The sequence below is a fragment of the Pseudosulfitobacter pseudonitzschiae genome, assembly GCF_002222635.1.
Taxonomy (GTDB): domain Bacteria; phylum Pseudomonadota; class Alphaproteobacteria; order Rhodobacterales; family Rhodobacteraceae; genus Pseudosulfitobacter; species Pseudosulfitobacter pseudonitzschiae_A.
In genome coordinates this window covers 2203959-2217938 of the sequence record NZ_CP022415.1, presented here as the reverse complement: position 1 = coordinate 2217938, position 13980 = coordinate 2203959, and the positions used below count along the sequence as shown (strand labels likewise).

The 13980-nt window shown below is 58.4% G+C and carries 13 protein-coding genes; 2 read left to right on the top strand and 11 right to left on the bottom strand.

What is annotated here, in order from left to right; translation table 11 throughout:
* Window positions 1–148: 148 nt before the first annotated feature.
* The 6 genes from SULPSESMR1_RS10765 to SULPSESMR1_RS10745 all read right to left on the bottom strand — a co-directional run bounded on the left by SULPSESMR1_RS10765 (window position 149) and on the right by SULPSESMR1_RS10745 (window position 4739).
* Window positions 149–814 carry an OmpA family protein gene (locus SULPSESMR1_RS10765; RefSeq protein ID WP_240311470.1) on the bottom strand — a complete coding sequence of 222 codons (666 nt, stop codon included), beginning with the start codon at window positions 812–814 and terminating at the stop codon, window positions 149–151.
* Between the two features lie 22 nt (window positions 815–836).
* Window positions 837–2270 carry a type II and III secretion system protein family protein gene (locus SULPSESMR1_RS10760; RefSeq protein ID WP_089420816.1) on the bottom strand — a complete coding sequence of 478 codons (1434 nt, stop codon included), beginning with the start codon at window positions 2268–2270 and terminating at the stop codon, window positions 837–839.
* A gap of 203 nt (window positions 2271–2473) precedes the next feature.
* Window positions 2474–3331, bottom strand: a complete 858-nt coding sequence (cpaB, locus tag SULPSESMR1_RS10755; RefSeq protein ID WP_089420815.1) for a Flp pilus assembly protein CpaB — start codon at window positions 3329–3331, stop codon at window positions 2474–2476.
* A 219-nt stretch (window positions 3332–3550) separates the two neighbouring features.
* Window positions 3551–3724 carry a hypothetical protein gene (locus SULPSESMR1_RS25235; RefSeq protein WP_198362782.1) on the bottom strand — a complete coding sequence of 58 codons (174 nt, stop codon included), beginning with the start codon at window positions 3722–3724 and terminating at the stop codon, window positions 3551–3553.
* Window positions 3725–3840: 116 nt separating this feature from the next.
* The gene (locus SULPSESMR1_RS10750; protein ID WP_089420814.1) at window positions 3841–4020 is read right to left on the bottom strand and encodes a hypothetical protein; all 180 of its coding nucleotides are present in this window, start codon (window positions 4018–4020) and stop codon (window positions 3841–3843) included.
* Window positions 4021–4559: 539 nt separating this feature from the next.
* Entirely contained in the window at window positions 4560–4739 is a 180-nt protein-coding gene (locus SULPSESMR1_RS10745; protein WP_089420814.1) for a hypothetical protein, read from the bottom strand.
* Window positions 4740–5106: 367 nt separating this feature from the next.
* On the opposite strand from SULPSESMR1_RS10745, the gene SULPSESMR1_RS10740 reads away from it, so the two are divergent.
* Window positions 5107–5901 carry a lytic transglycosylase domain-containing protein gene (locus SULPSESMR1_RS10740; protein WP_089420813.1) on the top strand — a complete coding sequence of 265 codons (795 nt, stop codon included), beginning with the start codon at window positions 5107–5109 and terminating at the stop codon, window positions 5899–5901.
* Window positions 5902–5956: 55 nt separating this feature from the next.
* On the opposite strand, the gene SULPSESMR1_RS10735 is transcribed toward SULPSESMR1_RS10740, so the two are convergent.
* The 5 genes from SULPSESMR1_RS10735 to tldD form a co-directional block, all read right to left on the bottom strand.
* Window positions 5957–6580, bottom strand: a complete 624-nt coding sequence (locus tag SULPSESMR1_RS10735) for a CoA transferase subunit B (RefSeq protein WP_089420812.1) — start codon at window positions 6578–6580, stop codon at window positions 5957–5959.
* The gene (locus SULPSESMR1_RS10730; RefSeq protein WP_089420811.1) at window positions 6580–7284 is read right to left on the bottom strand and encodes a CoA transferase subunit A; all 705 of its coding nucleotides are present in this window, start codon (window positions 7282–7284) and stop codon (window positions 6580–6582) included. Before SULPSESMR1_RS10730 ends, SULPSESMR1_RS10735 begins: the two co-directional genes overlap by 1 nt.
* Before the next feature lie 129 nt (window positions 7285–7413).
* Complete coding sequence (gene topA / locus SULPSESMR1_RS10725) at window positions 7414–10083, bottom strand: type I DNA topoisomerase (RefSeq protein WP_089420810.1); 2670 nt, start codon at window positions 10081–10083, stop codon at window positions 7414–7416.
* Window positions 10084–10193: 110 nt separating this feature from the next.
* The gene (gene dprA, locus SULPSESMR1_RS10720) at window positions 10194–11354 is read right to left on the bottom strand and encodes a DNA-processing protein DprA (protein WP_089420809.1); all 1161 of its coding nucleotides are present in this window, start codon (window positions 11352–11354) and stop codon (window positions 10194–10196) included.
* Window positions 11355–11462: 108 nt separating this feature from the next.
* Window positions 11463–12884, bottom strand: coding sequence for a metalloprotease TldD (gene tldD, locus SULPSESMR1_RS10715; protein ID WP_089420808.1), 1422 nt, complete (start codon window positions 12882–12884; stop codon window positions 11463–11465).
* A 173-nt stretch (window positions 12885–13057) separates the two neighbouring features.
* Here tldD and coxB point away from each other — a divergent pair, with 173 nt between their 5' ends.
* Window positions 13058–13951 (top strand): cytochrome c oxidase subunit II, encoded by an 894-nt coding sequence (coxB, locus tag SULPSESMR1_RS10710; protein WP_089420807.1) that lies wholly within the window; start codon window positions 13058–13060, stop codon window positions 13949–13951.
* The last annotated feature ends 29 nt before the right edge of the window (window positions 13952–13980 follow it).

Genomic DNA, 13980 nt, shown 5'->3' with positions numbered 1-13980 from the left:
GCCTTACCCTACCCGACCTCGCTGCATCCGGCGCAAAACGCCGAACACAGTTTTCCCATTGAGGGTAAATTCGCAGCTAATCTGGGCAGGAATGGGGCAAAAACGGCCCTATTGTTAGGAGTTTCCGAACTATAGGCCGTTGTCGCGGTTATTGTTCAGTGCGCAAATCGGAACCGGTAATGCCTTCCAACTGGCTGGGCGGCACGGCCGATGCGATGTAGTCGCGATAGATGATTTCGGCGTATTTGCCGTCGAGAACCTGCGGATGACGGGCAACAAAACCGGACACTTCGGTTACGGTCCGGCGGTTGCGACGTTCGCGGCCTTGGGTCACGATCAGGGGTTGTGTTTCGCCAAAGGAGACAACCGCCTCGAGACGTGACCGCGAGATACCCATTGAGGTCAGATAGCTGACGACTGCATTGGCCCGCGCAAGGCCCAAACGGCGGTTATAGGCGGTCGAACCTACCGCATCGGTGTGACCGAAAACACGGAAACGGATTTCGGGAAACTGGCGGATCCAGTCAGCCTGTTGGCGCAGAACCGCTTGGGCTGTGCCGTCCAACTGTGCGCTGTTGAAACCAAATGTCACGGTCGAGGTAATCTCGGTGGCGAAGCGGTTCGCCAGATCGACGGTGTATTGCCGTTCGCCGTTCATCACCAAAGTGTTGTTGTTTGTCGCCTCACCGAAGGAGCCGTTGTCCGCATGGGCTCCGGCCTCGCGGTAAAATTGCGTATAGACCGGATCGGTTGACGTTGTACATGCGGCGAGGGTGGCCATCAGGGCCAGCGCTGAAACTGATTGTTTTTTCATGATATTCTGGCCTCGCATCGCCTTAATCCATCACATAGCCGTAGGAGCCGCTAAAGTCCTGCTTGGCCACTTCGCCTGCGGCACCTTTTTTCGGTGTCCGCGTTCCGTTGGCCACGCGGCCATGCAGAAACAGGTCTTGCTCGGTCGGTGCCAGAACCCGGTCGGTGGGCAGGGCCAGCGCTTCGCCGCGCGTCGGTGTCACCAGATGTGCTGTGATGATGATCACCAACTCAGTCTGGTTGCGCTGATAAGAGGCCGAGCGGAAGAGGGCGCCCAGCACAGGAACATCACCCAGCCAAGGCAGCTGCGAGTTGTTGTCGGTAAAGTCGTCCTGCAAAAGCCCCGCAATTGCAAAGCTTTCACCGTCGCGCATCTCGACAGTGGTCGATGTTTCGCGGCGGGTGAACGCGTCGATGTCAAAGCCGTTGACCGAAAAGCCGTTGGTCGGGTCAATTGCCGATACCGCAGCCTCAAGTTCCAGATTGATCAGGTCCTTGTCCACCACACGGGGGATAAAATTCAGCTCGATGCCGAAGGGTTTGTATTTGACGGTGACCGTGCCGTTGTCTTGGCTAATTGGCACAGGGTATTCCCCACCAGCAAGAAACTTTGCCTCTTGGCCCGAAAGCGCGACAAGGTTCGGTTCGGCCAGCGTGCGCACAACGCCCTTTGTTTCAAGGGCTTCGAGCAAGATACCGACCTGCGTCGATCCTGCGTTAAAGCCGAACAGGATTGCCCCGGCGTTGCTGTTTGTACCCGGAATGTTGCCACCCAGTGAGTTGGTGACCGCGCCAGACGTGTTGGATGTGCCCGTCCCGCCATTGATCCCCAGATCGCCGCCCAAGGTCGTGCCGTTCAGCGCCAGCGAGGAGCTGAGCGATTTCGAGACCGACCGCTGCATTTCGGCAAAGCGGACTTTCAGCATGACTTGTTGAATGCCGCCTACGCTCATCAGGTTTGAAACGCGGTCAGGGGCATAGCGCGATGCCAGATCCAGCGCCCTTTGCAAGCGTGCAGTTGAGGACACAGTGCCCGACAGCACAATGCCGTCATTGGCGGTGCGTACTTCGATGTTTTCGCCGGGCAGGATCTGCCGCAAGCGTTCCTTGAATTCCGAAATATCGGCGGCGACACGTACATCGACGTTGGTGATCAATTGCCCGGAAGCGTCCAACAGCGTCAGCGTGGTCAGCCCCGGCGATTTGCCCAGAACGTAGATGGTGCGGTCGGACAGCGAAGAGATGTCGGCGATGGCCGGATTGGCGATACTGAGTTCCGAGAACGGTATATCGCTTTCGACCACAACGGCGCGGTTCATGGGCACGTTCAGCGTACTGGCCGTGCCCTTTTTCACCACGCGCAATGTCTCGGCATGTGCATAAGATGTCAGCGCCAACGGTGCAGCCGTCAGCGCAAGGCCCAATAAGGCCACCTTAAAAAATCTAATCAATGTCATTGTGACCTGCCCTTTTGATCACGCCTGTTTAGGGTCTTGGTGCCCTGAATTGGTTCAACCATGCGCCAGTTCGCTTTTTATTGCAAGAATCAATGGTTTCGCGCCTTTGGTTTATGTGGATAAGCGGCAACAGAGCCATAACAGACAAGGCCGCCAGAAAGTGGCGGCCTTGTTCAACCTATTGAAACTGTGATGCTTTGCATTCAGTTCGTGCAGGGGATTGGAATCTCGACAACCTCGGCTCCACGGCGCGTTCTGATCGTGCAAACCTCGGCGGCCTTCACTTCTGCTGCGGCTGCTTTGGTTTCGATGCCCAACAAAGTGCGTTGGTCGATCTCGATTGCGCCGGCCACAGTATCGTCATCCGCACCCACCAGCGACAACGCCAAACGGCCAGTTGCCTGCGCTTGGGCAAGGGCGGCAACCTGCGCCGGTTTCACCGCTACGGTTACGGTTTGGGCAATCACGGCGCCGTCCAGATCACCGGCGGCGGATTGGTCGATGGCAATCAGCTTTACGCCAGCCTCGATCAGCTTGGTCACTTCACCGCTGTCCGAGGACAATTCGCGGCCCACCTGACCGGTCCAATAGACATCGACACGGTCATCGGGGCGCAAAAAGCCTGACACACCGCTGGCCACGTCCACTTTAATCGCAAAGGCGCGCATACCGCGTTCAAGCCGCGAGGTCAGGCCCGCTTCGACGCCCGGCTCGGTGACTTTGACGGCCAGGATAGCCTCGTCTTTTTCCATGGCGCGCAAAACAACGCGCTGGTTCGGCTGACCCTCGGGCCACAGGATGCTGTCGCCGGCAAAAGCCCCCTCGGGGATTGCGTTAACTGGCCACTGAACGGTGCGCACATCGGCATCGGTGATCGCTTCGCCGTACTTCAGGGCGCGATCCGCGACATAAACTTCGACCGTCGGGACAATTTTGGCCCGCGCCTGACGTTCTTTGGCCAATTCGGTCTGATAGGCACCGATGTAGTTCTTGGCCATATAGACAGCGCCGCCTGCAAGGGCGAAACCAACGATCAGGACCAGTCCAAATACAACTCGCATTAGATTACCTCTTGCATGATGTGGGGCGCAACGCTCGGGGGTACGCGAAATTACTTACCGTTGAGTGTATCGCAACAATGTGGCGAAAACTGGGAGGGTAGGTGACCAGGGTATGGAAATTCTGATCAGCAGACGGGCGACACACACGCGCCGCGCCCCGGGGAAAGGCGCGGCGTTTGTCGTATTCGGCGCACACGGGTGCAACGACAGGCGATGAGGTTAGAAAAAGTTGAGCATGAAGGCTTCGACGCCGGCGGAAACGCCGGCTGCCCCACTTTTCAACGCTAAAATCAAAGCAACAGCCAGCCCGACGACGGCGGCGGTCAAAACGACCCAATCCACTGTCACCGCGCCGTTTTCGCAGTTTCGGATGCGGTTGATCATCTTACGCATTGTGTCTGCCTTTACTCAAATACCTGAAACCAAGCCCGGAATGGGCATCTGATAAGGCCGCTTCCTGCGTGCAGGACGCGGCCTTAGAGACTCTTTACCTGAACGGTGCGACCAACTTAGTTGGGGTCTTGTGCCTGCAGGAATGTGTCGGTGTCTGCGGTCAAGGCCGTCGCCCCTGTTTCGATCGAGGAATAGGCTGCAACGGCCAGACCAACAACGGCGGCTGTCAGCACAACCCAGTCAACAGTCACGGCGCCAGCTTCGTCTTTGCGGAAGTTTTTCAGAAATTTTGTCATCGTAGTGTCCCTCCAAAGGATCAGTTTGTTTGTGTTCAACCTTGTCTACACTGTGTGGGCCACTCTCTCACATTGGCCCGTGTCCGACTTGGTATGATGTTATATAGTCGCCGGAATGAGGCGTGAATTGGGCATTAGATTGAAAAGAGTAAGTTTTTATGTGACTTTGGGAAACAGCCGTCCAAGCAGGCAAGGTTTATCATCCGTTAGACAACGAAAGGGATGACAGTCCATGGTTGCGTGGTGTCGGAGCAAGGTTTTGCGCGCGCGTGGATAAGTGAGATAGGGAGGATTCGGCGCTGATGGAAACGTCGACGTATTAGGGCCAGATCCGGCACATCTGCCTGGGCAGAGCCCGCGAGGGGCGATCGACCCGATCCGCCGTATCGCATTCGATTGTTCTGATGAGCTGGCTGGTGTCGCGGTATAGCCCGCGCGCAGGTAAGGTGCCAAACCTTACCATTCGAATAAAAAAGCCGCGTCCTGCAAGTGGGACGCGGCCTTAACAATTTACAACCTGAATAGGAAGTTCGACCAACTTAGTTAGGGTCTTGAGCCTGCAGGAATGTGTCTGTGTCTGCGGTCAAAGCCGTCGCCCCTGTTTCGATCGAGGAATAGGCTGCAACGGCCAGACCAACAACGGCGGCTGTCAGCACGACCCAGTCAACAGTCACGGCGCCAGCTTCGTCTTTGCGGAAGTTTTTCAGAAATTTTGTCATCGTAATGTCCCTCCAAAGGATCAGTTTGTTTATGTTCGACCTTGTCTGCACTGAGGTGGCCGCACTCTCACTCTGGCCCGTGTTCGACTTGGTATGACGTTATATAGACGCCTGATTAGGGCATGAATTTGGCGGGACATTGAAAAGAAAAAGCTTTCAAGAGAGGATTCGAGATAATCTTTTAAGATGCTGAAATAAATGCAATATCTTCCAAAAATTAGCTTGAGGGCGCAACAAACGTGATGAAAATCAAACAGATTGTGGCGGTTTGGCCATGATTGGCGGCTGATTTTCTGGTTTGAAGCAGCGTTTTCTGCGATGCTAAGTGTAATAAAAAAACATTCACGGGCACAGAGCAGGTCCTGATATGCGAATTTTTGTGATTTCCTTGTTGGGGGCCGCTTTGGCCTGCGCGCCTGCTTGGTCCGAGACCCCCGCGCCCTTTCCGGATTTTCAGGCAAAGCGCGTCAAACCGCCTAAGGCGGGTGTAAAAAAGAGGATCACGATCCAGATCGACCCGACAGAAGTGGGGGTGCCCGCCCCAAAACCAACCGCGACGCCCAAAGTAAACGGTGCGACAACTGGCGCTTACGGTTGGTTTTGGGATAAAGTTTCGCCCGATCTGGCGCAGGCGGGGCCGGGGCGGCTGGATGAGGCGATGGCTGCGATCAGTGCGGGCGCTGTGGTGGCCCCCCGTTTGCAGCAGATGCAGGGGATTGCGCAGGTGCAAGGGGTCGAAATCCTGAAATCAACCATCGGTACACGGGTGTCGCCCGCACTGGTGCTGGCGGTGATGACAGTGGAAAGTGCCGGCAAGACAGATGCCGTCAGCCGCGCCGGCGCCCAAGGTTTGATGCAACTGATGCCCGACACCGCCGCCCGTTTCGGTGTGGCCGACAGTCTGGTTGCCGCCGACAACATTCGTGGTGGCGTGCAATATCTGGACTGGTTGATGGGGAAATTTGACCACGATCCGATTTTGGTGTTGGCGGGATATAACGCGGGCGAAGGATCGGTGCAGGCCCACGCAGGTGTTCCACCATTTGCCGAGACACGTGACTACGTGCCCAAGGTGCTGGCGGCCTTTCAGGTGGCCCGTGGCCTGTGCCTGACGCCACCGCAGTTGATCAGCGACGGCTGTGTTTTTGCCGCAATGAACTAGACAGGCATGCAAAAGGGGCCCAGCGGCCCCCTTTACGGTACTATTCAATGCCCGTTCAGACGATCGTGGCTTCGGTCGCTGCGCGCAATTCGTCCTCGGTGACACCCTCGGCGCATTCAACGATTTTCAGACCACCCTCGACCACGTCCAGCACGCCAAGGTTGGTGATGATGCGATCAACCACAGATTTGCCGGTCAGCGGCAGGGTGCAAGCCTTCAGTACCTTAGACTCGCCCGCCTTGTTCTGGTGGTCCATTACCACGATCACACGGCCCACACCTGCAACCAGATCCATCGCACCGCCCATGCCCTTGACCAGCTTGCCCGGGATCATCCAGTTCGCCAGATCGCCGTTTTCGGCCACCTCCATTGCGCCCAGAATCGCCGCAGCAATCTTGCCACCACGGATCATGCCGAACGACGTCGCGCTGTCGAAATAGGCCGTGCGAGACAGTTCGGTGATGGTCTGCTTGCCCGCGTTGATCAGGTCGGCGTCTTCTTCGCCCTCGAACGGGAAGGGGCCCATGCCCAGCATCCCGTTTTCCGATTGCAGGGTGATGTCCTTGTCGCCGACATAGTTGGCCACCAGCGTCGGAATGCCGATGCCAAGGTTCACGTACATGCCGTCTTCAAGCTCTTGTGCCGCGCGTGCGGCCATCTGGTTACGATCCCAAGGCATTACTTTTCCTCCTGCGGGCGTGTCGTGCGTTGTTCGATGCGCTTTTCGTGGTCGCCCTGAATAAGGCGATGCACATAGATGCCGGGCAGGTGGATCGTATCAGGGTCCAGCGACCCGCGTGGTACGATCTCCTCAACCTCCGCGATGCAGACCTTGCCACACATGGCGGCAGGCGGGTTGAAGTTGCGCGCAGTCTTGCGGAACACAAGGTTTCCGGTGTCGTCGGCCTTCCACGCCTTCACGATCGACAGGTCCGCGACGATGCCGCGTTCCAGAATGTAATCCTCTCCGTCGAAGTTCTTCACTTCCTTGCCTTCGGCAATCTGGGTGCCGACGCCGGTTTTCGTATAGAAACCGGGGATGCCCGAACCGCCAGCGCGCATCCGTTCGGCCAGCGTGCCTTGCGGGTTGAACTCCAGCTCAAGCTCGCCGCCCAAATACTGGCGCATGAATTCTTTGTTCTCGCCGACGTAGGACGAGATCATTTTTTTGACCTGCTTGGTTTGCAGCAGAATGCCGATACCGAAATCATCGACACCCGCGTTGTTGGACGCAAAGGTCAGATCCTTGGTGCCGGCCTCTTTGATGGCCTGCAACAGCAGTTCGGGGATGCCGCAGAGGCCAAAACCCCCTGCCGCGATCAACATGCCATCCGAAAGAACGCCTTCCAGCGCCTCGGCGGCCGAGCCATAGACTTTTTTCATGAATATCCCCTTGTGTCAGTGTCCCCAGACTTCTGACCTTAGGTCGCCTTGGTGTCAACATGACCCGTCAGATCGCACTAAGGGCCAGCCGGCACCGGGCGCATTTTGCGCACCGGTGGCCGGAAATACTCAGCTTTCGTCTTTGCCAGCCGTCTTGGCTGCCGGTTTTTTGGCGGCTGCCTTGCTTGCCGCCGGTTTCTTGGCAGCAGCCGTTTTCGCGGCTGGCTTTTTGGCAGCGGGTTTTTTCGTTGCGGCTTTTTTCTTTGGCGCGGCTTTACGCTTGGTCGGAGATTTTGCCAGCTTTTCCTCGATCAGCAAAACAGCGGCGCCCATCGTCAGGTCTTCGGGTTCGACCTCTTTGGGGATTGTGGCGTTGACCTTTTCCCACTTCACATAAGGGCCATACTTGCCCTTCATGATGTTCACGGGGCCGCCCTGATCGGGGTGCTCACCCAACTCGCGGATAGGCTTGGCTGCAGCACCGCGCCCCCCGCGCGAGGCGAACTTTTCGGCCAGCAACTGCACCGCGCGGTTCATGCCCACGGTCCAGACCTCGTCGATCCCTTCAAGATTGGCGTTGGTGCCGCCGCGTTCCGACGTGCTTTCGGCGTGTTTCAGATACGGGCCGTATCGTCCGATGTTGGCCCAGACGCTGACGCCATCCTCGGGGTGGGCGCCGACCAGACGGGGCAGCGACAGCAATTGCAGCGCCTGAGCCAGATCGACATCGGCTGGCGGCCAATCCTTGGGGATCGACTGGCGCGGCGGTTTCTTGTTGTCGTCCGTCACCTCTCCACGCTGCACGTAGGGGCCAAAGCGACCCTTGAACACATAGATTTTGTCGCCCTGATCCTCGCCCAGAATCTTACCCTCGGGGGGGATACCGCCCGTGTCCTCGGCGCCCGGAGGACCAAAGGCGCGGGTATAGCGGCATTCGGGATAGTTCGAACAGCCGATGAATGCGCCGCCCGAACGCGCTGTGCGCATCGACAGGCGGCCATTGCCGCAGTTGGGGCACAGACGCGGATCGGTGCCGTCTTCGGTCGGCGGGAACAGGTGCGGCTCCAGCACTTCGTTGATCTTTTCCAAAACCTCGGTGATCCGAAGATCGGATGTTTCGGCGACCGCCGCCGAGAAATCACGCCAGAATGTCGCAAGTACGGATTTGTAATCACGGTCACCTGCGCTGACATCGTCCAACTCTTCTTCCAGCGATGCGGTGAAATCGTAACCCACATATTTGCGGAAATAGTTTTCAAGAAACGCAATCACCAGCCGCCCCTTGTCCTCGGGGATCAGCCGGTTCTTGTCCTTGCGGACATATTCGCGGTCCTGAATCGTGGTGACGATGCTGGCATAGGTCGAGGGGCGACCGATCCCCAGTTCTTCCATGCGTTTGACCAGCGTCGCCTCGGTGTAGCGGGGCGGGGGCTGGGTAAAATGTTGCTCGGGTGTAACGGCACGTTTGTCCATCTTGTCGCCCTCGCCGATCTGCGGCAGACGCTTGTCGTCATCATCCGTCACATCGTCGTCGCGGCCTTCTTCATAAACCTTGAGGAAACCGTCAAACAGCACGACCTGACCGGTGGCCCGCAGCATAACCTGACCATCCTGACTGCCCACATCCACGGTTGTACGCTCCAGTCGCGCGCTTTCCATCTGGCAGGCCAACGTGCGTTTCCAGATCAGATCATACAGTTTGCGTTGGTCGCCATCGCTGATTTTCAGCGCGTCGACGTCCTGCGTCATCTCGGTCGGGCGGATACATTCGTGCGCTTCTTGCGCATTTTTCGCTTTGTTCTTGTATACACGCGGAGTGCCGGGAACGTATTCGGCGCCATAGCGGTCCTTGATCGCATCGCGGGCCATCTGCACAGCTTCGGGGGCCATGTCGATGCCGTCGGTCCGCATATAGGTAATATAACCAGCTTCATATAAACGCTGCGCCGCACTCATGGTCTGGCGTGCGCCCATGCCAAATTTGCGGCTGGCTTCCTGTTGCAGAGTCGATGTCATGAACGGGGCCGACGGGTTGCGGTTGGCGGGCTTGGCCTCGACCGATTGCACCTTCAGATCACGGCTGGAAATGGCCTGAACGGCCATCTCGGCCTGTGTGCCGTTCTCAAGGTCGTACCGTTCCAGTTTTTTGCCGGCCAATGTGGTCAGCCGCGCTTCGAATTCCTGCCCGCGCGGTGTGGCCAGCAGCGCCTTGACTGTCCAATATTCGCGGGCGCGGAATGCTTCAATCTCCATCTCGCGTTCGGTGATCAGACGCAGGCAGACCGATTGCACGCGCCCCGCTGATTTCGCACCGGGCAGTTTGCGCCACAGCACCGGCGACAGGTTAAAGCCCACCAGATAGTCCAGCGCGCGGCGGGCCAGATAGGCTTCGACCAGCGGCATATCGACCTGACGGGGGTTTTTCATCGCCTCGGTAACGGCGGTTTTGGTGATCGCGTTGAACACCACACGCGAAACCGGCGTGCTTTTGGTGATCGACTTGCGTTTGGTCAGCGCCTCTTGCAGGTGCCAGCTGATCGCCTCGCCTTCGCGATCGGGGTCAGTTGCAAGGATCAACTCGTTGTCGTTTTTTAGGGCGTCGGCGATGGCTTTGACATGCTTTTTACTGTCGCTGCCAATCTCCCAAAGCATCTCGAAATCGTGCTCGGTGTCGACGGATCCGTCTTTTGGAGGCAAATCCCTCACGTGGCCGTAAGAGGCAAGAACGGTGTAGTTGTCACCCAAATATTTGTTAATTGTCTTGGCCTTGGCCGGAGATTCGACGACGACGACTGGCATGTATGATGCACCTCGGGGACAGTAAAACTTGGGCGTCTATGGCGGCGCTAGATGTGGGGTGCAAGCATTGAATGTCAACATGCCATCGCTTGGGGGCCGTTTGACGGGTCTCAATTGGGCCGGGTCAGCAGACCACCGGCCCCCCGTTCGATCTGTCCGTCCAACTCTAGTTCCAGCAGAACTGGGGCCACATCCGACGGTGTGGCGGCGATGTCGCGGATCAACTGGTCTTCGGCCACAGGGGCTGGGCCAAGACGGTTCAGGATCTGACTGTGCAGGGTGGCTGTTTCGCGCAAAGTGCGCCGGTCGTGCGCCGGTTGCGGTGGCGGTGTGTGGGGCAGGTCCATCGGCAAGACGGGCGCGCGCGGAACCATCGGCGTCAGTGCTTCGATCACATCTGCGGCATTGCGGATCAATGTGGCACCGTCACGGATCAGCAAATTGCACCCAGACGCGCGCGCATCCATTGGACTGCCGGGCACGGCCAGCACCTCGCGGCCCTGATCCAGCGCATCACGTGCGGTAATCAGACTGCCTGACTTGGCGGCGGCCTCGACGATGATGGTCGCACGGCCCAGCCCCGACACGATCCGGTTGCGCGGGGGGAAATGCCGCGCAACCGGTTGCAGGCCCATCGGCTGTTCCGACAGCCGCAGCCCGTGCTGTGGGATCGCCAGCGCCAGTTCGGTGTTTTCTGCCGGATACATCATATCCACACCGCCCGCCTGAACGGCCACGGTGCCAGTGTCCAGCGTGGCTGTGTGCGCCGCAGCATCGATGCCCCGCGCAAGGCCGGAGACAATCACATACCCCTCAGCCGCCAGATCGCGGGCCAGTGATTTTGCCATCCTTGTCCCAAGGCTCGATGCGTTCCGTGCGCCGACAATCGAAATCATCGGGCGCTGCAACACCGATAAATCACCGATGGCCCACAAAAACGGGGGCGCATCGGACAGATCGCGCAGCGCCGCTGGATATTGTGGCGCAGAGCGAGAGATAAGTATTGCCCCGGCCGTCCGGCCGGCTTTCAGCTCGGCCTCGATGACGGCAACGGGGCAAGGGGTGTAGTTTTCCACACCAGCCGCGCGTGCCAGTTCCGGCAACGCATCCAGCGCATTTTGCGCCGTGCCGTGTTCGATCAGCAATCTGTTAAAAGTCGAGATGCCAACCCGGCGGGATCGCAACAGGCGGAGACGGATAAACCAATCGTCTTCCGGGGTGGGTGGGAGTGGGGGGTGATTGGAAGAAGGATATGATCCTCGCTCAGTCATCCGTGTCTCCGCCTGTTGCTAAGACCGTTATGTGGGTTCGAGGTTAACAACCTGTGAAAGAATCAGCCATCTTTCGACAAAAACACGCGAATGATTTTGCAGCCGTGCTTAACTACCGCTGCCACCCACGGTCAGCCCGCCGATCAGCAGTGTCGGCTGACCCACGCCCACGGGCACCCACTGGCCTGCCTTGCCGCAGTTGCCCATGCCCGGATCCAGTGCCGGATCATTGCCGATGGCGCGGATCTGTTGCAACGCCGTGGCACCGTCCCCAATCAGCGTCGCGCCTTTGACCGGTGCACCGACCACACCGTTTTGTACGCGATAGGCCTCGGTGCACGAAAACACGAACTTGCCGTTGGTGATGTCCACCTGACCACCGCCAAACCCAACCGCATAGATTCCGTCCTTCAGGTCGGTCACGATGTCGCCCGGAGTCACGTTTCCGCCCAGCATATAGGTGTTGGTCATACGTGGCATCGGCGTGTGCGCATAGCTTTCGCGCCGCCCATTGCCGGTGGGTGCCACGCCCATCAGCCGTGCGTTCTGCCGGTCTTGCATAAAGCCCACCAGAACGCCGTCCTCGATCAGTACATTGCGCGCGCTGGGCGTGCCCTCGTCGTCCACGGTGATCGACCCGCGCCGGTCGGGAATGGTACCGTCGTCTAGAACGGTCACGCCCGGGGCTGCAATGCGCTGCCCCATCAACCCGGCAAAGGCGGATGATCCCTTGCGGTTGAAATCGCCCTCAAGCCCGTGCCCGATCGCTTCGTGCAGCAAGATGCCGGGCCAGCCGGGGCCAAGCACCACGTCCATAACGCCCGCAGGGGCAGGGACCGCGTCCAGATTGACCACGGCCACCCGCAGCGCCTCGCGGGCCTTGGTCTGCCAGTCGGCAGGATCCAGAAAACCATCAAGGCCCACACGCCCGCCACCACCTGCAGTGCCTGATTCGCGCCTTCCGTTCTGTTCGACGATCACCGACACGTTCACCCGCGTCATCGGGCGAATATCGCGCACCGATCCACCCTCGGGTCGCAAAATTTCGACCTCTTGCAACGAGGCGGCAATCGTTGCCGAAACCTGTACCACCCGTTTATCCAAGGCACGTGCAAATGCGTCGATCTCGCGCAATGTGTCCAGCTTGACAGGGAATGCGGCGCCCGCAATCGGGTCTTCATCTGTATACAGACGCGTGTTCGTGGCTTGTGGTGCATCGGCCCAAGTACCGCCACCATCGCCCACAGCCAGACGCGCAGTGTCCGACGCGCGTTTCAACGCGGCGACGGAAAGCTCGGTAGAATGGGCGTATCCGGCCACTTCGCCGCGCACCGCACGCAGGCCAAACCCCTCTGACGCATCGTAACTGGCGGTTTTCAGGCGGCCATCGTCAAACACCAGTGCCTCGGACCGGCGGCGTTCCAGAAAAAGTTCGCCGTCGTCGGCCCCGTCTGTGGCCGCACGCAGCACCTTTAGTGCTTCGTCACGGTCCAGCAGGGTGTCAAACGGGGCGAATGGGGCATCGGTCATTGGGGGTTGATCCTGCTTTTTTGTTGTGAGGGCGTCTCTTTGACGCGGTAAGAATGGCTTTATCTTGTAGTTAGAATATGATTGTAAGCGCGGGTAATACAACGGGAGGCGAAAGCGCAGTGTGCTTTGTCCTTTCCCCGCGCCCAACAGCGATCACAAGATCAGGACGATACATGACCAAGCTTTTCCCGATTAAAGGCCTTGTTTCCGGCCTCTTTGCCGCCACCGCCGCACTGCCAGCGATGGCGCAAGACAACCTTGAAATCATTGGCGCGCCGCGCGATGGTGCGATGGGCTTTCAGCCTGCCGCGACCGAACTGGCGCGTGATTTGCAGTGGCTTGACGGCATGCTGCTGGTTATTATCACGGCGATTTCACTTTTTGTCATCGCCCTGCTGGCGTGGGTTGGCTACCGCTATAACGCGCGCCGCCACCCCGAACCCGCAAGCTTTACCCACAACTCGCCCATCGAAATTGCGTGGACCATCATCCCGATCGTGATTCTGGTGCTGATCGGTGCGTTCTCGCTGCCGATTCTGTTCAAACAGCAGATCATCCCCGATGCCGACATCACCATCAAAGTGACCGGCTACCAGTGGTACTGGGATTATGCCTATGTGGACGAAGGGTTTGAATTCTCCAGCTATATGATCGGCGCTCCGGCGACAGGAGGTCAGAACATGATGACCCCCGAGGTTGAACAGCAACTGGTCGACGCTGGCTATTCCAAGGACGAGTTCCTGCTGGCCACAGACAACGCCGTTGTTGTGCCCGTTGGTAAAACCATCGTGATGCAGGTGACCGGTGCAGACGTCATTCACTCGTGGGCGATGCCGGCATTCGGCGTCAAACAGGATGGCGTGCCCGGACGTCTGGCGGAACTGTGGTTCACCGCCGAAAGTGAAGGCATCTACTTTGGTCAGTGTTCGGAACTGTGCGGCATCAATCACGCCTACATGCCCATCACCGTCAAGGTTGTCTCGGAAGAGGCCTATGCCGCATGGCTGGCAACAGCGCGCGAAGAATTTGCAGGCTTGCCACAAAGCTTTCAAGTCGCGTCCAACTAAACAAAGCGGGCGGAGGCATTTTTCTCCGC